Annotated in this window: 16 protein-coding genes; 4 read left to right on the top strand and 12 right to left on the bottom strand. The window is 72.2% G+C overall.

Annotated features, from left to right (window positions below; genetic code table 11):
* Positions 1-132: 132 nt before the first annotated feature.
* Positions 133-3,153 (bottom strand): metallophosphoesterase, encoded by a 3,021-nt coding sequence (locus tag AC24FB_RS13795; protein WP_425713214.1) that lies wholly within the window; start codon positions 3,151-3,153, stop codon positions 133-135.
* 180 nt (positions 3,154-3,333) lie between these two features.
* Here AC24FB_RS13795 and AC24FB_RS13790 point away from each other — a divergent pair, with 180 nt between their 5' ends.
* The 3 genes from AC24FB_RS13790 (at position 3,334) to dhaL (ending at position 6,527) form a co-directional block, all read left to right on the top strand.
* On the top strand, positions 3,334-4,626 hold the full coding sequence (locus AC24FB_RS13790) for an alpha-amylase family protein (protein ID WP_425713213.1): 1,293 nt from the start codon (positions 3,334-3,336) through the stop codon (positions 4,624-4,626).
* Positions 4,627-4,892: 266 nt separating this feature from the next.
* A complete protein-coding gene (locus tag AC24FB_RS13785; RefSeq protein ID WP_425713212.1) occupies positions 4,893-5,891 on the top strand; it encodes a dihydroxyacetone kinase subunit DhaK in 999 nt (332 codons plus the stop codon).
* A gap of 3 nt (positions 5,892-5,894) precedes the next feature.
* A complete protein-coding gene (gene dhaL, locus AC24FB_RS13780; protein ID WP_425713211.1) occupies positions 5,895-6,527 on the top strand; it encodes a dihydroxyacetone kinase subunit DhaL in 633 nt (210 codons plus the stop codon).
* Positions 6,528-6,605: 78 nt separating this feature from the next.
* Here the strand turns inward: dhaL and map are convergent, their stop codons facing one another.
* The 8 genes from map to AC24FB_RS13740 form a co-directional block, all read right to left on the bottom strand.
* Positions 6,606-7,373, bottom strand: coding sequence for a type I methionyl aminopeptidase (gene map, locus AC24FB_RS13775; RefSeq protein ID WP_425713210.1), 768 nt, complete (start codon positions 7,371-7,373; stop codon positions 6,606-6,608).
* 17 nt (positions 7,374-7,390) lie between these two features.
* Positions 7,391-8,434 (bottom strand): zinc-binding dehydrogenase, encoded by a 1,044-nt coding sequence (locus AC24FB_RS13770; RefSeq protein WP_425713209.1) that lies wholly within the window; start codon positions 8,432-8,434, stop codon positions 7,391-7,393.
* A 162-nt stretch (positions 8,435-8,596) separates the two neighbouring features.
* Positions 8,597-9,256: a deoxyribose-phosphate aldolase gene (deoC, locus tag AC24FB_RS13765; protein ID WP_425713208.1), complete on the bottom strand. Its 660-nt coding sequence runs from the start codon at positions 9,254-9,256 to the stop codon at positions 8,597-8,599.
* A complete protein-coding gene (locus tag AC24FB_RS13760) occupies positions 9,253-10,245 on the bottom strand; it encodes a sugar-binding transcriptional regulator (protein WP_425713207.1) in 993 nt (330 codons plus the stop codon). The genes deoC and AC24FB_RS13760 overlap by 4 nt, the downstream gene beginning before the upstream one ends.
* 52 nt (positions 10,246-10,297) lie before the next feature.
* Positions 10,298-11,344, bottom strand: a complete 1,047-nt coding sequence (locus tag AC24FB_RS13755) for a galactitol-1-phosphate 5-dehydrogenase (RefSeq protein WP_425713206.1) — start codon at positions 11,342-11,344, stop codon at positions 10,298-10,300.
* A gap of 192 nt (positions 11,345-11,536) precedes the next feature.
* Positions 11,537-13,087, bottom strand: coding sequence for an FGGY-family carbohydrate kinase (locus AC24FB_RS13750; RefSeq protein ID WP_425713205.1), 1,551 nt, complete (start codon positions 13,085-13,087; stop codon positions 11,537-11,539).
* A gap of 122 nt (positions 13,088-13,209) precedes the next feature.
* Positions 13,210-14,295, bottom strand: coding sequence for a sensor histidine kinase (locus AC24FB_RS13745; protein ID WP_425713204.1), 1,086 nt, complete (start codon positions 14,293-14,295; stop codon positions 13,210-13,212).
* Between the two features lie 10 nt (positions 14,296-14,305).
* A complete protein-coding gene (locus AC24FB_RS13740) occupies positions 14,306-14,983 on the bottom strand; it encodes a response regulator transcription factor (RefSeq protein WP_425713203.1) in 678 nt (225 codons plus the stop codon).
* A gap of 86 nt (positions 14,984-15,069) precedes the next feature.
* On the opposite strand from AC24FB_RS13740, the gene AC24FB_RS13735 reads away from it, so the two are divergent.
* On the top strand, positions 15,070-15,678 hold the full coding sequence (locus AC24FB_RS13735) for a M15 family metallopeptidase (RefSeq protein WP_425713202.1): 609 nt from the start codon (positions 15,070-15,072) through the stop codon (positions 15,676-15,678).
* Between the two features lie 24 nt (positions 15,679-15,702).
* Here the strand turns inward: AC24FB_RS13735 and AC24FB_RS13730 are convergent, their stop codons facing one another.
* The 3 genes from AC24FB_RS13730 to AC24FB_RS13720 all read right to left on the bottom strand — a co-directional run bounded on the left by AC24FB_RS13730 (position 15,703) and on the right by AC24FB_RS13720 (position 19,914).
* Complete coding sequence (locus tag AC24FB_RS13730; protein WP_425713201.1) at positions 15,703-16,671, bottom strand: sugar ABC transporter permease; 969 nt, start codon at positions 16,669-16,671, stop codon at positions 15,703-15,705.
* Positions 16,671-18,296 (bottom strand): ABC transporter permease subunit, encoded by a 1,626-nt coding sequence (locus AC24FB_RS13725; RefSeq protein WP_425713200.1) that lies wholly within the window; start codon positions 18,294-18,296, stop codon positions 16,671-16,673. The genes AC24FB_RS13730 and AC24FB_RS13725 overlap by 1 nt, the downstream gene beginning before the upstream one ends.
* 256 nt (positions 18,297-18,552) lie before the next feature.
* Positions 18,553-19,914: a sugar ABC transporter substrate-binding protein gene (locus AC24FB_RS13720; protein ID WP_425713199.1), complete on the bottom strand. Its 1,362-nt coding sequence runs from the start codon at positions 19,912-19,914 to the stop codon at positions 18,553-18,555.
* Positions 19,915-20,069: the final 155 nt, after the last annotated feature.

Below are 20,069 nucleotides of genomic sequence, written 5' to 3'. Positions count from 1 at the left end.
AGCCGAGTCCCGCTTCACCACCACCCCCTCCGACGACGACGGAGCGGGCCCCGCACCCATCAGGGTGCGGGGCCCGCTCACTGGTCGGACCGACATCCGCTCACTCGTCGCTCACGGACGAGCAAACGGCGGTCAGCGGCGGATACCCAGGGTGTCGGAGCCGTCGGCGTTCCAGTCGCCGACGAACACCTCGTCGCCCGAGCGGCCGTAGCGGACCTCGCGGTCCGCCCAACCACCGGTCAGGGTGTTCGACATCAGGTACAGGTTCCCGCGACGCGAGGCGAACGTGTCGCTGCCGTCGCCGTCCCAGTCACCCACGAGCACCTGGTCGGCCGAGCGGCCGTAGGTGAACTCCTCGTCCGCCCAGCCGGAGCTGAGCGAGTTCGACACGAAGTAGCGGGCCCCACGACGCACGGCAAAGGTGTCGGTGCCGTTGCCGTCGTAGTCGCCCACGAGGACCTGGTCGTTCGCACGGCCGTAGTCCAGCTCGGTCTCCGCGTCCCCACCGACCAGCTCGTTGGTGAGGAAGTAGGAGTTCCCACGACGCACCGCGAAGGAGTCCACGCCGTCGCCGTCCCAGTCACCCACGAGCACGGTGTCGCCGGAGCGGCCGAAGGTCAGCTCGACATCCGCGTCGCCCCCGTACAGGGAGTTGGACAGGAAGTAGGCGTTCCCACGACGCACCGCGAGCGTGTCGGACCCGTCGCCGTCCCAGTCACCCACGAGGACCTCGTCACCCGGGCGACCGAAGGAGAACTCGTGGTCCGCCCAGGCGTCCCAGCCGTCGTTGAGGTAGAACCCACGACCCGGCGTCGGCGGAACCGGCTCACCCGGATCCACCGGCGGCTCCTCGTCGTCGGGCACCGTGATCTGACCGAGCTGGTCGCCGGAGCGACGCTCACCGAAGCCGTGCGAGACGGCGAACTCGCGGGTGCCCGCTGCCTCGTCGACGAGTGTCGGCTCGACCGACCAGGTCCCGTCCTCGGCCACGACGGCCTCGCCGGTGAGCGCACCGTCCAGCACCACGGTCGCGCCGGACGCGCCGGTGCCGGTGAGCGCCGGGACCGATCCGTCCGGCCCGACCTCGAGCTCGCCGTTCTCGATCTCGAAGGCCTCGACGTCGGGCCGGTCGATGAGCCACTCCCCCGGCTCGGTGGCGCGGTCGATGACGCGGACCTCGCCGACACCGCCGTGCCAGCCGGAGCCGATCGCGTCGTCCGTCATGGCGGCGCCGATCATCCAGGGGTAGCCCTCCTCGAAGGACATCCCGTTGCCGTCGCTGATGTTGCGCAGGATCGGCATGCCGTCGACGTACATCGTCACCGAGCCGTCGGCGGGGTCGTTGACCATCGCGAGGTGGTACCAGTCGTCGGACGTGATCTCGCCGGACCAGGCGCTGCGGTCACCGGTCGTCGGGTCGCCGGGGACGACCGACCACTGGAACTCCCGGAGGTTGGAGAACCCGATCGACGCGGGCGAGTGGGTGTAGTCCCAGATCTGCGCCATGCCCGGGATGCGGGACCGGTTGCCGGAGCGGGCGAGCGCGCGGGTCCACGCGTTGTCCTCGGCCGTCCAGTCCTCGGCGATGTTGACGAACGCCTCGATCGTGTAGCCGTTCTCGAAGGTCGCGTTCGTCACCGGGACGCCGTGCTCGGTGGTGAAGTAGCTGAACCGGTTGTCCGCGTTGGACGAGTTGTCGAAGCAGATGCCGGCGTCGGACGACGAGAAGGCGTGCGCCTCGCACAGCCGCACGTCCTCCTCCTGGGCGGTCGGCGAGGTGTCGACCGGGCCGCGCGCCATCGCCTGCTCCTCGAGCACGACGTCGGGAAGCTCCGTCCCCTCGGGCAGGACGTCCCCGATCGCGGCGTCGACGAGGTTCGGTCGCCAGTGGGCGAGCGTCCCGTCCACGCGCACGTAGTCCTCGGTGGAACCCGGCTCCGCGCGGTCGACGGCGGGGACGCCCTCGAAGCCGTCGAGGATGAGGGCGCGGGCGCGCTCGCGCAGGGAGGTCTCCTGGCCGTCGCCGGGCTCCCACTCGGCGTTGAAACCGGCGAAGCGCTCGTCGAAGTCGATGTCGACGCTGAACTCCTCGTTCGGCGCGTCGAGCAGCGGTCGGTCGTGGACGGTGAGGTCGGCTGCGTCCTTACCGACCACCCACGGCGACGGCGCGAGCACGTCGATCGAGTCGTTCTCGAGGTTGAACTCGAGCAGGCCGAGGTAGCCGTTGCCACCCTCGTAGGCCATCTGCCAGTCCTGCAGGATCTGGATGACGTCGTTGCCGGCGTCGTTCTGCACGACCCGGTGCGCCGAGCCGTGGTTGTGGCCCGAGAGCGTGAGGAAGATCTGGTCGTTGTCCCGGATCAGGCCCTCCCACAGCCGCTCGCCGTTGCCACCCGTGACGGCGGTGACGCCGTCGGAGTCGACGCCGAGGATCTCGTGCGAGGTGAGGATCGTCGGCAGGGTCGGGTGGTCGGCCATGACCTGGTCGGCCCAGGCCAGGGTCTCGTCCGACGTCCGCCAGGCGAGCGCGAGCACGAGGTACTCCTGGCCCTCGGCCTCGAACACGTGGTACTCGCTGAAGCCCGACGGGTCGCGCCCCGAGTCCGGCGACTGCGCCGCCGAGCGCTCGGGGGAGAACCAGCGCAGGAACGGCTCGTCGTCGGCGAGCTCGGTGTCGTTCGCCGAGCTGTTGAGCAGGTCGTGGTTGCCGGGCAGGACCGAGTACGGCAGTCCCGCGTCCTCGAGCACCTGGTGGGCGGCGTCGGCGATCTCCCACTCGGCCTCGACGCCGGCGCGGTCGACCAGGTCGCCGAGGTGGGTGACGAACGGGATGTTGAGCTCGTCGTGCACCTCGGCGAGCCACTCGGCCTGCGCCTGGTACGGGTTGGTCCCGTAGCGGGGCTCGAACTGGCTGGCGCCGTACCGGGAGTAGAACTGCGTGTCGGGCAGGGTGGCCAGGGTCCAGCGGGAGCCGTCGGGGACGGCGTCCTCCTCGGGCGCCGCGTCACCCTCGGTGGCCGGCTCGGCCTCCGGCGTGGGTGGGGTGTCGGGGGCGGGCTCCGACATCGCCGGGGGCACGACGGCCCCGGCGAGCATGGTGGTCAGCAGGGCGGTGGCGGCGACGGCCGCCGTTCGTCGAGCTCGTGCGTGCACGACTCTCCTTGAGTGTCTCGATCAGGGGTTGGGAACGCCGGCGGCGCTCCTGCGCCGAGGCAACCACCGCCCGCTGAACGTCAGGGAGCCACCCGGTGAACCTGACGCGGGCGCCGGACTCTCGCACATCCGAGCGGCGGCGCTTGGTCACGAACGAGACCGGGGCCACAATGGTCGGCGATGCCCCTCGCGACGATCACGACCGACGCCGCCACCACCGGGTCGCGCGCCACGCGGATGCTCCACCGCCGGCCGAAGACCCCGATGCCGTGGTGGTCGACGGCCGCGGTCTACGAGACCGCCGAGCTGCGCACGGTGGCCGCGATCGACGACGTCGCCGCCCACGTCCCGCACGTCGCCTCGCTCGGGTGCGACACGCTCCTGCTGACGGCACCGGAGCTCGACCCGCGTCATCGCCAGGTGGCCGACGCCGTCGGCGCCGTCGTCCGCAGGGCCCATCGGCGGGCGCTCCGGGTCGTCGCCTCGGTGCTCCCGATCCACCCGTCCGACACCGACGCCGCGCACCTGTCCCGCGTGGGCCGCTGGCTCGCCCTCGGGGTGGACGGGATCGACCTGGGCATCGCCCGGGGCACGAGCGACCCCGGAGCGCTCGGCCTCGATCAGGCCGACGCCGCCGCGCCGGGCACGACGACGCCGACCCTCGTGCGCCACCCCCGTGGCGCGGACCCCGGCGCCCTGCAGGCGCGCCTCGCCGAGCGCGGTTCCGGGGACCGCCCCGACGCCGAGGCGGCGCTCACCGGTGCCGTGCGCGGGCTCGACCTCGCGGCCTACACCGAGGTGCTCCACGAGGACTGGCTGCACGCCACCCGCGACGACCGCCTCGCCCGCACCAGCTGGGACGCACCCGCCGTGGGTGAGACCCTCGCCCAGGTCTTCGGCGTCCACGAGCCCCTCGGCGCCCGCCCTGCCTGGGCCCTCGCGACCGGCCGGCACCCGGTCCCGACGCCGACCTGGGCGCACCGCCCCTCCCCCGAGGAGAACGCCCGACGGGTGCGCGCGATGACGGCGCTGTCGATCATGCTGCCCGGCGCGGTCTATCTCCGGCAGGGGATCGAGCTCGGCGGCCAGATCGCCCCCGAGGCCGGCGCCACCGGCGGGGGCACGAGCGGCACCCACTCCGACGACGACGCCGCCACCGGCTCCCTCGCCGCCCTCGTCGCGGCCCTGGCCCCCGACCGCCACCGGGACGACTCCCCCTACGAACGGCTGCGGGCGTGGCTGCGCCTGCGCCGCGAGCTCGGCACGGCCTCCGGCTACCTGGGCGTGCTCGACGTCGACGTCGACGCGCTCGTGCTCGCCCTCGACACCCGTCACCTCGTCCTCACGCTCGGCCCGGACCCGGTGGCGGTGCCGCTGAACGCGCTCGTCACCCACTCCTCCGCCGGCGTGCTCGAGGAGGACGGTGCGACGGTGCTCGAGCCGGGCACCGCCGCGCTCCTCCGGATCACCTGAGCCGGACGCGCCCCTGCGCAGCCGGGCCCCGGACCTCCTCGACACCACCGCATCTCCTCGGCGGGCACCGACACAGGTTCCGCTGCGCTCACATGAGCATCTGTCCGCGGCGGCGCGGACCCGGCCTTCGCACCCCGGCGGCCCGCGCCTAGGATGAGACTGCAGCGCTCGACGCTGAGAACTTCTCACATCGCGGTGAGCACGCGGCCCGGGACCACCGACTCCCCCGCCGCCGGGCCCACCGCCCGAGACCCACGAGGTACGTCATGTCCAAGGCGAAGAAGATCATCAACGACCCCGAGCACCTCGTCGACGAGGTGCTCGACGGTCTCGTACTGGCCTCGCACGGCTCCCTCACGCGCGCGCCGGGCTCGCGCGTGCTCGTCCGCGACTCGATCGAGGCCGGCAAGGTCGGTCTCGTCGTCGGCGGCGGCTCCGGCCACGAGCCCATGTACACGGCCTACGTCGGCCAGGGCCTCGCCGACGCGAGCGTGGCCGGCAACGTGTTCGCCGCCCCGGCGCCGCAGCACGTCCAGGAGGCGATCGTCGCCGCCGACCAGGGCAAGGGCGTCATCCTCCTCTACGGGAACTACGCGGGCGACGTCCTCAACTTCGACATGGGCGCCGAGCTCGCGGAGGACGACGACGACATCGCCACCCGCACCGTGCTCGTCAACGACGACGTCGCGACCGACGACCCGGACACCCGACGCGGCATCGGCGGCGCCTTCTACGTCGTCAAGATCGCCGGCGCGGCGTGCGCCGAGGCGGGCTCCCTGGAGGAGGCCGAGGCGCTGATCGTCAAGGCGCAGCAGGCCACCCGCACGCTCGGCGTCGCGGTCCGCGCGGGCTCCCTCCCGGAGACCGGCGAGCCGACGTTCGAGCTCGGCGACGACGAGATCGAGATCGGCCTGGGCATGCACGGCGAGATGGGCGTCGAGCGCTCCGCGATGATGACCGCCGACGAGCTGACCGAGAAGATGGTCGACAAGCTGATCGCCGACCTGCCCTACTCCTCCGGCGACCGGGTCGCCCTGCTCGTCAACAACCTCGGCGCCACCACGCTCATGGAGCTGTTCGTCGTCAACCGCAAGGCCCGCGAGCTGCTCGAGGCCCGGGGCATCGAGGTGGTGCGCACCGACGTCGGCTCGTACTTCACGTCCCAGGAGATGGCGGGCTTCTCCCTCACCCTGCTCCGGCTCGACGACGACCTCGAGCGACTCCTGGCCGCCCCCTGCCGCTCGCTGCCCTACTCGCAGGCCTGAGCGATGGCGGACCAGCTGACGGCGGCCCAGACCGCCACCGCGCTCACCGCGGCGTGCGACGCGATCGTCGCCGCCAAGGAGCGGCTCACCCGCGCCGACCAGGCCATCGGCGACGGCGACCACGGCGTCGGCATGGCCCGCGGGTTCACCGCCGCGAAGGAGGCCCTCGCCGAGGCGTCGCCCGCGACGCCCGGGGAGGCGTTCAAGGCCGTGGGCTCCGCGGTCCTCGCGACGAGCGGCGGTGCCTCGGGCGCCATCTTCGGCACGATGTTCCGGGCACCCGCCAAGGTGCTGACCGGGGACACGCTCGACGCCGACGGGTTCGCGACCGCGCTCGAGGCCGGCGCCGAGCAGGTCATGCGGCGCGGCAAGGCCGAGGTCGGGCAGAAGACGATGCTCGACGCGCTCGTCCCTGCCGCGGAGGCCGCCCGAGCCGCCGTGGGCCAGGGCCTCGCCGCCACGGCACGCGCGGCGGCGGTCGCGTCGGCCGATGGCGTCGAGCGCTCGGCCGAGCTCGTCTCCGGGTTCGGCAAGTCGCGCTCGCTCGGGGAGCGCAGCGTCGGTCATCCCGACCCCGGCGCGATCTCGGTGTCGGTCCTGCTCGGGGCGATCGCGGACGTCGTCGACACGCTCTGACGGAAGCGGCACGACGCCGGAGGGCGGGTTCCGTACGGAACCCGCCCTCCGGCGTCGTGCAGGGTCGTGGCCCCGCCCTCAGGGCAGGGTGAGGATCTGGACGCCGTCCTCGGTGACGGCGATCGTGTGCTCGGTGTGGGCGGTGCGACAGCCGGTCGCGCTGCGCAGGGTCCAGCCGTCCTCGTCCATCGTCAGCTCGTCGGTGTCCACCATGACCCACGGCTCGATCGCGAGCATGAGACCGGGACGGAGCGGGAAGCCCCTGCCCGGGCGGCCGGTGTTCGGCACGTGCGGGTCCTGGTGCATGGTCGAGCCGATGCCGTGGCCGCCGAACTGGGTGTTGACCGGGTAGCCGGCGTCCGAGAGCACGGTGCCGATCGCGTGGGAGAGGTCGCCGATGCGCGCGCCGGGGCCGGCCGCCGCGATGCCGGCGTCGAGCGCGCGGCGGGTGGCGTCGATGAGGCGGTCGCTCTCCTCGTGCGCCACCTCGCCGACCACGAAGCTGATCGCCGCGTCGGCGGCGACGCCGTCCTTGGCCACCGCGAGGTCGAGGGTGAGAAGGTCGCCCTCGGCCAGCTCGGCGTCGTGCGGCAGCCCGTGCAGCACGGCGTCGTTGACGGCGGTGCAGATGTGGTGCCCGAACGGGCCGCGCCCGAACGACGGCGCGTAGTCGACGTAGCAGGACGTGGCACCGGCCCGCTCGATCAGCTCGCGGGCCCAGCCGTCGATCTCGAGGAGGTTCGTCCCCGGGACCGTCTGCTCACGGACGGTGGCGAGGATGTTGGCGACGACGGCCCCGGTGATCCGCCCGCGGGCGATCTCGGCCGGACTGAGGATCTCGATCATGCGGTCATTGTCGCGCGCTACGGCTCGAGGACGAGTTTGAGGGTCTCCCCCGCGGCGGCGCGGGCAAACCCCGCCGGGGCGTCGGCGAGCGGGACCCGGTCGGTGACGAGGCGGCGGAAGCGCTGCGGGTCGGAGGAGACGATCGCGAGGGCCTCCGCGTTGTCCTCGGGGGTGTTCGCGGTGGAGCCGGTGACCATGAGCTCGCGGTAGTGGACGAGGTTGGCGTCGAGGGGGATCTCCCCCTTCCCCGAGGGCAGGCCGGCGAAGAAGTTGACCCGCCCGCCGAGGGCGGCGGCGCGCAGGGCGTCGGCGAACACGGCGGCCACCGGCGTGGCGACGACGACGCAGTCCGCCCCGCGCCCGTTCGTCAGCTCCAGGACCCGATCGGTGAGGTCCTCGGCCCGAGGGTTGATCGTGTGGTCCGCGCCGAGCCGGGCGGCGAGCTCGCGCCGCGGCGCGGAGGTCTGGCTGACGATCACCTGGTCGACCCCGCGCATCCGCGCGAGGAGGAGGGCGGTGAGGCCGATCGGGCCCGCGCCGCAGACGAGCACGGTGTCGCCCGGCCCGGGGTCGAGGGGGCGCAGGCCCCGCACGACCGCCGCCACCGGCTCGGTCATGACGACGTCGAGCGCCTCGAGCCCGTCGGCGACGGGCAGGACGTTGCCGGCCGCCACGCCCCGCGCCGGCACGCGCACGACCTCGGCGAACCCGCCGTCGAAGGTGAGGCCGACGCCGGCGTAGTCGGTGCACAGGTTGCTGCGGCCGGCCGTGCAGGCGTGGCAGGTGCCGCACCCGACGTTGGGCGCGAGGGCGACGAGCGTGCCGGGAGCGAGCCGCGGGTCCTCCGACCGGTTCTCCCGGACGTGGCCGACGACCTCGTGGCCAGGCACGCGCACGGTCCCCGCGGGGTACATGCGGTGCTCGCCGCGGGCGATCTTGAGGTCGGTCCCGCACACGCCGGTGGCGGCGACGTCGATCGTCACCTCGCCCTCGGCCGCGACCGGGACGGGCCGCTCGACGAGAGCCATCGCGCCGTCGGCCTGGTGCTCGTACGCCAGCATGCGCACATCCTCTCGCGGTGGCCGGTGCGGCCGGTGGGTATCGACGACGTCGCGCGCCGTCCGTGGGAAGGCCGTCCGGCCGCCGCGCCTCACGCAGCAGCCGGACAGCCCGTCGGGGGACGGGGCTCAGCCCGTCAGGGGATGGACGTCAGGGGGCGGACGTCAGCCTGCGAGGCCGTCGAGGACGGCGGCCGTGCCGGACAGCCCGAGGCGGGTGGCCCCGGCCTCGATCATCGCGAGGGCCTTCTCGGTGTCGCGGATGCCGCCCGACGCCTTGACGCCGAGGCGGCCGCCGACGGTCCGGGCCATGAGGGCGACGGCCTCGACCGTGGCGCCGCCGGCCTTGTGGAACCCGGTCGAGGTCTTGACGAAGTCGGCGCCCGCGCGCTCGGCGGCCTCGCACACGGCGACTATCTGCTCGTCGGTCAGTGCGGCGGACTCGATGATGACCTTGAGGACGACGCCCGGGGCGGCGTCGCGCACGGCGCGGATCTCGGCCTCGGTCTCGTCGTAGCGGCCGGTCAGCGCGAGGGCCAGGTTGATGACCATGTCGATCTCGTCGACCCCGTCGGCCGCGGAGCGCGCGGCCTCCGCCGCCTTGACCTCGGCGGCGTGCGCACCGGACGGGAAGCCGCACACGACGGCGAGCTTCACGCTCTCGGGCACGTCGAGCGGGACGAGGTTGGGCGAGACGCACACGGAGTAGGCGCCGAGCTCGGCGGCCTCGCGCACGAGGGCGGCGACGTCGTCGGGCGTGGACTCCGGCTTGAGCAGGGTGTGGTCGACGAGCTGGGCGACCTCGGTGCGGGTACGAGCGGTCATGACGTGCTCCTTGTCGTTCGGGGTGGTCGTGCGTGGGTGTCCGGGAGTGAGTCGAGCAGGCCGGCGGCGAGCTCCTCGTCGGTGACGAGGATGTCGCACAGCCCGTGGGTGACGGCGGCGAGCGCGGCCGGGGTCTTCGCCACGCCCGCGGCGACGGCGATCGGCAGCCGCGCGGAGCGGACCTCGTCAAGCGTGAGGCCCACGGTGCGCGCGTCGATCGAGGGGTCCGCCGGGCGCCCCTCCGCGTCGATGTAGCGGCCGAGGACGTCGCCGACCGCGCCCCGGGTGACGAGGCGGTCGACCTCAGCGTGGCTGAGGTAGCCGGCCTCGACGAGGACCGACGTGCCGACCGGCTCGCCGAGCGAGAACAGCAGGGCGTCCGCCTCGCGGGCCTGGTCGAGGACGCGGCGGACCGACCCGTCGCTCATGAGCGTGGCGGCCAGGTCCGGCGAGTCGACGATCGCCGGGGCCTGGAGGAAGACCGCGGTGCCCCGCGCCTGTCGGGCCAGCTCGGCGACCACCTGGCCGGGGTTGCTCGCCCCGGGCAGGGGCAGGCCGGCGTTCGCCTGCACCACCACGGTGCCGTCCGCCCAGGACGGCGGGATCTGCTCGACGAGGTCGACCATCGTGCGGCCCCAGGAGACCGCCAGCGTGGCCGGCGACTCCTTGAGGTCGGCGAGCAGCTCGCCGGCGGCCGCCGCGACCCGGCGGCGGGTGGCCACCGGCTCGCGCTCGGCCGGGACGACGACGGCCGCGGTGAGGCCGGTGCGGGCGACGAGCTCGGCCTCCAGCGCGTGCGAGCGCGCGCGGGGGTGGACGATCTCGATGCGGACGATGCCGGTGCGGCGCGCCTCCTGGAGGAGGCGGCCGACCTGCCAGCGGGTGAGGTGCAGCCGCTCGGCCACCTCCTGCTGCGTCAGCTCCTGCTCGTGGTAGAGCGTGGCCACCCGCAGCAGGAGGAGGTCGCGCTCCTCGTCGTCACCGCGCACGGTCGCCGTCCCGGTCGGTTCTCACCGTCACCTCCGCGTCGTCCCTGCCGGCTCAGGCGCCGTGGGGAAGGAAGAGGACCTTCGAGCTGTGGATCGTGCGCTTGTACATCGCCTCGATCGTCTCGCCCACCTTCTCCAGCGGCAGCTCGTGCGTGATCATGAACTCCCACTTGAGCAGGCCCTGGTGCATGGCCTCGACCGTGGTCGTCCACTCGGTGCCGGGAAACGGCGCCGAGAACGAGTTCCACGAGCCCTTGATGTCGATCTCGAGCCGCATCATCCGGGCCCAGTTCTTGTCGCTGATCGTCACGTCGGCGTTGGGGATTCCGATGAGCACGACCTCGCCGTGGCGGGCGGCGAGCCCGACGGCCTGGTTCTCGGCGATCGGGTTGCCGGAGCACTCGACCACGATGTCGTAGCCGAGCCCGGCCGCCTCGGCGGCCGCCTCCGGCGTCGTCGCGGTGGTGGTGGCGCCCGCCTCGCGGGCCAGCTCCGCCTTCTCGGGCGAGACGTCGACCGCGAGGACGTCGAGCGCGCCGCCGAGGCGCGCCCACTGGATCGCGAACAGGCCGATGGGGCCACCCGCGCCGACGACCGCGACGCGCTTGCCCGGGGCGAGCTTCGTGCGCAGCAGGGCGTGCAGGGCGATCGCCGAGGGGTCGACCATGGCGGCCGCCCGAGGGTCGAGGTCGGCGGGCACCTTGAGGAGCAGCTTCGCCGGGCCGGCGACGTACTCGGCGTAGGCGCCGTGGCGGCGGGAGCCGTAGTAGTCGTAGTCCTCGCACAGGCTGTAGTGCCCGGCCACACAGGGGCCGCACTCGAAGCACGGGAGCATCGGGGGGACGGTGACGAGGTCACCGACGGCCACCTCGGTGACGCCCTCGCCGATCTCCTCGACCCAGGCGGAGAACTCGTGACCGCAGATGAGCGGGAGCTTGTGCGCGCCCTTCTTGAACATGCGGTCCAGGTCGGACCCGCACACGCCGCACGCGGCGACCTTGAGCAGCGCCTCGCCGGGACCCGGCGTGGGCTTCTCGACCTCCTCCAGCCGAACGTCCCCGACGGCGTGGAGCTGGACGGCCTTCATCTTCTCGGTCATGTGGAGCTCGTGATCCCTTCTGGTGCTCGGGCGGGGCCGCGGGTGCGGCGCCGCCGTGTAGTGCGTGGCGGTCGGTGGTGCGTGGCGGTCCCAGGCGCGAGTCGGTTGCTTGCGCGTGACAGGTTCCTGGCGCGTACCGCCCGGCCGGCGGGTGGCGCGCCGCCCCTCCCGGGAGGCGCGCCACCCGGCGGGTCAGGCCTCGTCGACGTGCCGGGACATGGCGTTGGTCAGGTCCCGCATCGCGTCGTAGGTCTGGACGTATGCGTCGAAGTTGTACTGGTACGCCTCGTGCGCCTCGGCGTCGGGCTCGATGACCTCGACGGTGCGCACCATCTCCCGTGCGGCCGTGGGCAGGTCGGCGTGGACGCCCGCGCCGACGGCGGCCATCATCGCCGAGCCCAGCAGCGGGCCCTCGCTCACGTCGGTGAACGTGATCGGGAGGTTGGAGACGTCGGCGTGCATCTGCATCCAGAACCGGCTCTTCGTCGGGCCGCCGGAGACGACGACCTCCTTCGGCGGGAAGCCGTTGTCCCGCATCGTGCGGAAGATATTCTCGGTGCCGAAGCAGATGCCCTCGAGGATTGCGCGGAACATGTGGCCCTCGGTGTGGCCGAGCGTGAGGCCCCAGAAGACGCCGCGCGAGCGCGGGTCGGAGTACGGCGAGCGGTTGCCCTGGAAGTGGTCGAGGAGCACGAGACCGTCGGACCCGATCGGGACCTCGGCGGCGAGCTCGTCGAGGATCTCGTAGGCCGGGCGGTTCTCCTTCGCCGCGCGCTCGTTCGCGCTGCGCGCGAGGTGGTCGCGGAACCACGCGACGACGGAGCCGGTCGAGACCTGCCCGGCCTCGACCGTCCACTCGCCCGGGATGACGGCGTCGGTGTACGAGCCCCACAGGCCCTTGGCGTGCAACGGGACCGGGGACTGGCCGATCATCACGTGGCTCGACCCGGTGATGAGCGCCATCTTGCCGGGCTCGACGACGCCGAGCCCGATCGCTCCCGCGTAGGCGTCGATCGCACCCTCGGCGACCGGGGTACCGGCGGCGAGGCCCAGCTCCTCGGCGATCTGCGGGCGCAGCCCGCCCACCGTGGTGCCGACCGGGAGCACGCGCTCGGGGAACTTCTCGAGGATGTCCGCGCCGCCGACCTTCTCGTACAGCGAGGTGGGCCAGCCGCCGACGGAGGTGTCGTAGAAGTACTTGCCGGCCGCGTGGTTGAGGGACATCGTCCACTCGCCGGTGAGCCGGTGGACGAGCCAGTCGGTGCAGTCGACGAGGAGGTCGGCCTTCGCGAAGATCTCGGGCTCGTTCTTCTTCAGCCACATCGACTTCGGCGTGCCCCACTCGGCGGATACGGCGCCGTGGCCGGAGTACTTGAGCGCCGGGTCCTCGGCGCGGGCGAGCGCCTCGGACTCGTCGGCGGCGCGGACGTCCATCCACAGCAGCGCCGGGCGCAGGTGCTGGCCGTCCTTGGTCGTGGCGACGACGGTGGCGCTCGTCGCATCCACCGAGATGCCCGCGATCGCGTCGGCCGGCACCTTCGCCTGCTCGAGCGCGCCGCGCACGGACGTGACGATCGCCGACCACCAGGCGTCGGGGTCCTGCTCGGCGCGGCCGGGCCGCGGGAACGAGGTCTTCCACTCGGTGGAGGCGACGCCCTTGAGGCCTCCGGCGGCGTCGAAGATGCCGGCGCGGGCGCCGCCGGTGCCCATGTCGATGCCCAGCAGGAACGGACCGTCAGTCATCGGGAACTCCCATGTTCTCGGGGGTGTGCGCACGCTGCGGGACGCCTGCGGGCGACCGGTGCGCTGGTCCGATCAGACTGCCAAGACAGCGCGCATGCGCGCAACGCGCTCGCCGGTTTCGCTCACATGAGCACCACGTCTCGCCCTCGCGCGGGCGGGAGCTCGGTCCGCACCTCGAGCCCGCCGTCGGCTCGCGGGGCCAGGACGAGCGTGCCGGCGTGCGCGTCGACGATCCGTTCCACGATCGACAGACCCAGGCCGTTGCCGGTGCGCTCGTCCAGGCGGGTCCGGCCCGCGCCCTTGAGGAACGGTTCGGTGAGTCGGTGCACGGTCCCGGGACCGACCGCGCCCCCGGTGTTGGCGATCGTCACGGTCGCGCGGTCGGCGGCGCCCACGGTGGTCGCCCAGACGCGGCCTCCGTCCGCGACGTTGTGCACCACGGCGTTGTGCAGGAGGTTCGTCATCATCTGCCGCAGCAGCGGCTCGGAGCCCTCGGCGAGAGACGGCGACGCGTCGATCTCGATCGTCACGCCGTGCTGCTCCGCCAGGGGCAGCAGGCTCTCGACGGCCTCGTCGAGGAGCAGCGAGAGGTCGACCTCCTCATGTCGGGTGAGGGGGTGTCCGGACCGGTCGAGCAGGAGGAGAGCCTCGACGAGCTCGACGGCGCGCGCATTGGTCGCCCTCAGCCGGGCAAGTGTGGCGGCGGGGTTCTTGTCGGGTGCTTTCGCTGCGACGTCGATGATCGTCTGCATGACGGCGAGCGGGGTACGAAGCTCGTGGGAGGCGTTGGCGGCGAAGCGCCTCTGCTCCTCGACCCGGGCCTCGACCCGTTCGAGCATGTGGTCGAACGAGTCAGCGAGCTCGCCGAACTCGTCGGTCCGGTCCGACATGTCGACGCGGTGGTCGAGCGCGCCCGTGGACGCGATCCTCGTGGCCCGCGTGATCCGCTCGAGCGGCGAGAGCATGCGGCCGGCGAGCAGCCATCCCCCGGCCGGACCCAGGGTGAGGAGGAGGACGAGCACGACGACCGTCGGGGGGACGAAGGCCTCGAGCAGGTCGGACCGGTTCGGGACGAATCCGCCCCGGGTGTCGATCGTCGAGTCCGGGACGTACCGCAGGAGGAACACCCACACGACGGCGAGCAGCAGGACGCCGGCCACCATGAGGAACCCGGCGTAGCTGAGGGTCAGCTTCCAGCGTGAGCTCACACCCCGGTCCTCAGCTCGGGCCGTCCGGGATGGCGCCGATCCGGTAACCGACGCCCGGCACGGTATGGATCGGCGATGGTTCGCCGAGACGCTTGCGCAGGCCCGAGACCGTGATCCGCACCGCGTTGGTGAACGGGTCGGCGTGCTGGTCCCACGCGCGCTCGAGCAGATCCTCGGCACTGACCACCCCGCCGTCCGCCGCGACCAGGACGTCGAGCACGGCGAACTGTTTCCTGGTCAGAGCGATGTAGCGACCGTCCCGGTACACCTCACGCCGGAACGGGTCGACCGTGAGGCCGGCCAGCTCCCGGACCGGTGGCCGCCTCCGCGCCCGCCGCCGGTCGAGCGCCCGGATCCTCAGCACGAGCTCCTCGAACGCGAACGGTTTCGTCAGATAGTCGTCCGCGCCCAGCCGGAAGCCCGACGCCTTGTCGTCGATCCGGTCCGCGGCCGTGAGCATGAGGATCGGGACGTCCGCCCCGGACCGGATGATCCGCTCGGCGACCTCGTCGCCCGACGCTCCCGGGACGTCCCGGTCGAGGATCGCCAGGTCGTACTCGTTGACACCCAGCAGGTCCAGCGCGGCATGGCCGTCGTTCGCGATGTCGGCGGCGATCGACTCGAGGCGCAACCCGTCGCGGACCGCCTCCGCCAGCAACGGCTCGTCCTCCAGCACCAGCACCCGCATGCCTGGAGGCTACGCGCCGACGGATATCGACGACGTATCGAGAAACGCAGACGGCCCGGCAACACGCCCTCGCCTGCACTGGGGGCATGAACGATCACACCACGCCAGTTCATGCCCGGCTGCTCCGCGGCGGAGCCGTGGCGCTGCTGCTCGTCGGTGCTCTCGGCGTCGTCGCCTCCCTGCTGCTCTCGTCGTCCCCGCTGGTCGGCGGGCAGCCGTCGCCGTTCGACGTCGACGACTCGGCGCACGGCGTTCTCCCCGACGGCACGACCGCGTTCGACGAGGAGCTCCCCGGAATCAGCCGCCTCGACCCCGCGCTGCGGGCGGCCGTGCAGGAGGCGACGGAGGACGCTCGGGGTGACGACGTCTCGATCGTCGTCACGAGCGGGTGGCGGTCAGCCCAGATCCAGACCCGGCTGCTCGACGACGCCGTGGCCGAGTACGGGTCGCGCGCGGAGGCCGCCCGATGGGTCGCCGGCCCGGACACGTCCGCGCACGTCTCCGGGAACGCGGTCGACATCGGCGGCATGGCCGCCTATCTCTGGCTCGCCGACCACGACCGGGGCGCCGCCTACGGCCTCTGCCAGACCTATGCGAACGAGCCGTGGCACATCGAGTACCTCCCCGAGGCGATCGACGACGGCTGCCCGGCGCAGTACCTCGACCCGACGCACGACCCCCGGCTACGGCCCTGATCGTCTGCGACCTCGCTCGCCGCGCTACCCCTTGACGGAACCGGCCGTGAGGCCGCCGACGATGTAGCGCTGGAGGAAGAGGAACAGCAGCAGGACCGGGACCGCGGCGATGACGGCGCCGGCGGCGAACATGCCCCAGTTCTGGTTCGTCAGCGAGGAGACCATCTGGTACAGCCCGAGCGCCAGGGTCCAGTTCTGCTCGGACTGCAGCACCACGCGAGCGATAACGAAGTCGGAGAAGGTCGAGACGAAGGAGAGCAGCCCGACCACCGCGAGCACCGGCGCGACCATGCGCAGGATGATCGTCCAGTAGATGCGGGCGTGGCTGGCGCCGTCGATCTTCGCGGCCTCGTCGAGCTCCTTGGGCACGGTGTTGAAGAACCCGTACATGAGGAAGGTGTTCGTCCCCAGGGCCCCGCCGAGGTAGACGCAGATGAGTCCGATCCGGGAGTTGAGCCCGAGCGAGGGCACGACCTCCCCGATCGAGAGCAGCAGCAGGAAGATCGCGACGAAGGCGAGCAGCTGGGGGAACATCTGCAGCACGAGGAGCGTGTTGAGACCGAACGCGTGCCCCTTGAACCGGAACCGGGAGAAGGCGTAGGCGGCCGCAGCGGCCATGACCACGGTGCCGATCGCCGTCGAGAGCCCGATGAACATGGTGTTGCGGAACCAGGTCCAGTACAGGGTGGTGTCGCTGAGCTGGGAGTAGCTGCCGACGTCGAACGACGTGAACAGCGAGTTCGACCCGGTGAGCGTGGCCCCCTGCCCGGCCAGCGACGCCGAGATGACGTAGACGATGGGGAACGCGGCGTAGATGACGAACACGATCCCGATGACGTGGCGGATGCCCAGCTCGGCGAACCAGCGGCCGAACGCCATCCTCGGCTGGGGCGGGAGCTCCTGCCCCTTCCGGTCGGTGGCCCGGCCGGCGCCGGTGGTCGTCGCGGCATCGCGGCCCGCGCCGTCGGCGGGGCTGGAGGGGGTGGCGGACATCAGTTGTACTCCTCCAGCTTGCGCGCCTGACGGAAGCCGATGACGGAGACCGCGGCGACGATGATGAAGATGAGGATCGACAGCGCCGAGGCCAGCCCGTAGTCCTTCTGCGAGCTGCCGTCGATGCCGGCGATGTTGTAGACCATCGAGATGAGGATGTCGGTGTGCCCGACGGGGACGCTGGCCGAGTCCATCCGCGGCCCGCCGCCGGTGAGCATGTAGATGAGGTTGAAGTTGTTGAAGTTGAAGGCGAAGGACGCGATGAGCAGCGGCGCGGTGGCCACCAGCACCAGCGGCATCGTGATCGAGCGGAACTGCTGGAGCACGCCGGCGCCGTCGATGCGCGCGGCCTCCTTGACGTCTCCGGGGATCGACTGCAGCGCCGAGGTGCAGATGAGGAACATGTAGGGGAAGCCCAGCCAGAGGTTGACCAGCAGGACGGAGAGCTTGGCCAGCCACGGGTCGGTCAACCACGGGATGTCGGCCCCGAAGAACACGACGTTGTTGATGAACCCGAACCGCTCGTTGAGCAGGCCCGCCCACAGCAGGGCGGCAAGGAACCCAGGGAACGCGTACGGGAGGATGAGCAGGGTCCGGTAGATCTTCTGGCCCTTGAGCCGGGCGTCGTTGAAGACGACGGCGAGGAACAGGCCCAGCAGGAAGGTCGTCACGACCGAGAGGAATGCGAACGCCATCGTCCACAGGAGCACCTGCAGCAGCGGGCCGGAGTAGCGCGAGTCGGCGAAGGCGTCGACGTAGTTCTCCGGCCCGACGAACACCCGCCAGCCCACGTTGAGCGCCTCGCCGTCCTCGGAGACGAAGCTGCCGCGGTCGTTCGGCCGGTACTCGACGCCGGTCTCGACGTTCGTCATCACGTCCGCGTCCTCGTCGTAGACGAGCCGGGAGGTGGCCTGGGCGGCCGAGCGGCCGTCGGTGGTGCGCAGGGAGCCGTCGTTGGGGTCCTCGGAGAAGGGCACCCGCAGCTCCGCGACCTCCTGGGGACGCTGGTAGATGTCGGCCTGCTGGAGCACGGTGACGTCCGGCACGGAGGTGATCCGGCCGTCCTCGACCACCGCGTCCGGCGCGTCGACGAGCGGCTCCTCGGCGTAGCCGACTCGCACGGTGCCGTCGGACTCGTCGAGGATCGCCAGGCCGAGCTCGGCGCCGTCGACCCCCTCGCGCTCGACGACGACGACGGGGTAGCGCGTGGCGTCGGGCAGCGTGCGCTCGTTCTGGGCGAGCAGCTGCTCGACAGCCTCGGGCTTGGTGAGGTTGTGGCCGTCGCCGTAGTTGGTGAAGGAGACGTAGCCCGTGTAGACGATCGTGAAGATCTGGTACACGGCCAGGAAGATCAGGCCCGGCAGCAGGTACTTCATCGGCACCGTGCGCCGCGAGAAGTAGACCCAGTTGACGGCGGCGAGGATGACGAGGGTCCCGCCGAAGAGCCACCACGAGTCGTTGTTCCAGGCCTGGAAGAGGATCGTCACGCCGAGGGCGTCGACCAGCGCGACGAGCACGAGCTTGACGAAGAACCAGCCGTTGACGTCACCCCCGCGGGCGGGGCGCGTCCGGCCGCCGCTGGATGCCGGCGGCTGCGTCGCCGGCGGCATGTCGGTCGTGGTCATGGACGTCCTTTCTCGGAACGTGGCACGTCGTCGTGTGGCGCCGGGTGGGATCGGGTGCTCTCACGACCGCCCGGCGGGGGGCCTGCGGGGTTGGATGTGCTGCGGCACCTGGTGGTCCTGCGGGACCGGGGTGTGCCGGCGGTGCTGCGGGTCCTGCCGCTCGCGCTCCCCCGAGGTCGGCGGGCCCGACCGTCGAGGGCGCGAGGCCCGGGGCGACCGCCTCGGCAGGCGGCCGCCCCGGGCGGGTGGCTGGACGTCAGCCGGCGTCGATGGCGCCCTGGATGTCGGCGACCATGGCTTCCCAGGCACCGGCCGGGTCGTCCTCGGCGCCGGAGATGATGCCGCCCTCGGTCACGCCCCAGAACTGCCAGACCTGACCCATGGCGGGCAGCGCGGGCATCGGCGCGGCCTCGGCGCCGACCTCGCGGAAGCCGGCCACGATCTCGTCCTCCGCGGCCGCGTCGGCCGCCACGGTCAGCGCCGGGACGCGGTCGCCGGTCTCGAACAGCGAGGTCTGCGCCTCCTCGGTGGACATGAAGTTGACGAGGAAGTCGTTGGCGATGAGCGCGTCGGGCGACTGCGCGTTGACGAAGAAGGCCTGCACGCCGGCGAAGGGCACCGCCGCCTCGGGGCCGGGCGCCGGGATCGGGTCGATGGCGACATCGATGTCCTCGAAGGAGGCGAGCATCCAGGGGCCACCGATGATGAACGGCGACTCGCCGTTGGCGAAGGCCTCCACCGCGATGTCGTACGTGATGTTGGTGTCCAGGGCGCCGGTGCCGTTCTCGCCCTGCTCGGCCAGCCACTGGGCGAAGGCCGCCCCACCCTCGCCGCCCAGGCCCAGCTCCTCGGTGTACGCACCCTCCTCGTCGGTGACGAAGACCGGCGCACCGAAGGAGGTCTGCAGCGGGTAGAAGGTGTACGGGTCGCCGTTCTCGCCGTCGGACTGGATGAGGATCGGGAACTCGGTGCCCGCCTCCTCGCCGGCGGCCAGGGCGTCGTCCCAGGTGGCCGGGGCCTCGGGGGCGAGCTCGGTGTTGCGGATGAGGGCGATGTTCTCGATGGCGAAGGGCAGGCCGTAGATCTGGCCGTCGTAGGTGACGGCGTCGATCGCGACCTGCTCGAAGTCGTCGGCGTTGGTCAGCTCGAGCGGGGCGACGACGCCGTTGACGGTGAGCTCGCCGAGCCAGTCGTGCGCGCCGACGGTGATGTCCGGGCCCTCCCCGGTGGGGACCTGGGTGACGAAGTCGGTGCGGATGTCCTCGAAGTTGCGCAGCACGGTCTGCACCTCGACGCCGGTCTCCTCCTCGAAGGCCACGGCAGCCTCCTCGACGGCGGCCTGGCGGGTCTCGTCGACCCACACCACGAGGGTGCCCTCCTCGTTGGGGGTGACGGCGCCGGCCTCGGCGACCTCGTCCTCGCCAGCGGCGCCGGACTCGCTCTCGCCGGACTCGGCCTCGTCCGACCCGGACTCGGCGTCGTCGGAGCCGGTCTCCTCCGAGGTCTCCTCGGAGGTCTCCTCCTCGGTGTCGCTCGACTCGTCGTCGCCCCCGCCGCAGGCGGCAAGGGTGAGGGCCACGGCTGCGGTCGCGGCAAGGGTGGTGATGCTCCGTCGCATCTGTGTCTCCAGGTGTTCGAAGGTGACGGGGACGTTCCCGCGGACGTGCTCATCGCTGTGCACCTCGCGGGACGAGGCAGACAGTACGCAGCCGACTGGCAATCTGCAAGCACTTGCAGTAACTTTCAGATCTCATGACGGAGCTGTTGCACCAC

Source organism: Georgenia sp. Z1344, assembly GCF_057652375.1.
The sequence above is the reverse complement of the archived record's forward strand: the minus strand, read 5'-3'. Positions and strand labels throughout refer to the sequence as shown.

What these genes read in the sequence shown, in the direction of transcription:
- AC24FB_RS13790 (WP_425713213.1), top strand. Translation starts at nt 3,334, where the DNA reads ATGCCCCTCGCGACGATCACGACCGACGCCGCCACCACCGGGTCGCGC.
- AC24FB_RS13785 (WP_425713212.1), top strand. Translation starts at nt 4,893, where the DNA reads ATGTCCAAGGCGAAGAAGATCATCAACGACCCCGAGCACCTCGTCGAC.
- dhaL (WP_425713211.1), top strand. Translation starts at nt 5,895, where the DNA reads ATGGCGGACCAGCTGACGGCGGCCCAGACCGCCACCGCGCTCACCGCG.
- map (WP_425713210.1), bottom strand. Translation starts at nt 7,373, where the DNA reads ATGATCGAGATCCTCAGTCCGGCCGAGATCGCCCGCGGGCGGATCACC.
- AC24FB_RS13770 (WP_425713209.1), bottom strand. Translation starts at nt 8,434, where the DNA reads ATGCTGGCGTACGAGCACCAGGCCGACGGCGCGATGGCTCTCGTCGAG.
- deoC (WP_425713208.1), bottom strand. Translation starts at nt 9,256, where the DNA reads ATGACCGCTCGTACCCGCACCGAGGTCGCCCAGCTCGTCGACCACACC.
- AC24FB_RS13755 (WP_425713206.1), bottom strand. Translation starts at nt 11,344, where the DNA reads ATGACCGAGAAGATGAAGGCCGTCCAGCTCCACGCCGTCGGGGACGTT.
- AC24FB_RS13750 (WP_425713205.1), bottom strand. Translation starts at nt 13,087, where the DNA reads ATGACTGACGGTCCGTTCCTGCTGGGCATCGACATGGGCACCGGCGGC.
- AC24FB_RS13740 (WP_425713203.1), bottom strand. Translation starts at nt 14,983, where the DNA reads ATGCGGGTGCTGGTGCTGGAGGACGAGCCGTTGCTGGCGGAGGCGGTC.
- AC24FB_RS13735 (WP_425713202.1), top strand. Translation starts at nt 15,070, where the DNA reads ATGAACGATCACACCACGCCAGTTCATGCCCGGCTGCTCCGCGGCGGA.
- AC24FB_RS13730 (WP_425713201.1), bottom strand. Translation starts at nt 16,671, where the DNA reads ATGTCCGCCACCCCCTCCAGCCCCGCCGACGGCGCGGGCCGCGATGCC.
- AC24FB_RS13725 (WP_425713200.1), bottom strand. Translation starts at nt 18,296, where the DNA reads ATGACCACGACCGACATGCCGCCGGCGACGCAGCCGCCGGCATCCAGC.
- AC24FB_RS13720 (WP_425713199.1), bottom strand. Translation starts at nt 19,914, where the DNA reads ATGCGACGGAGCATCACCACCCTTGCCGCGACCGCAGCCGTGGCCCTC.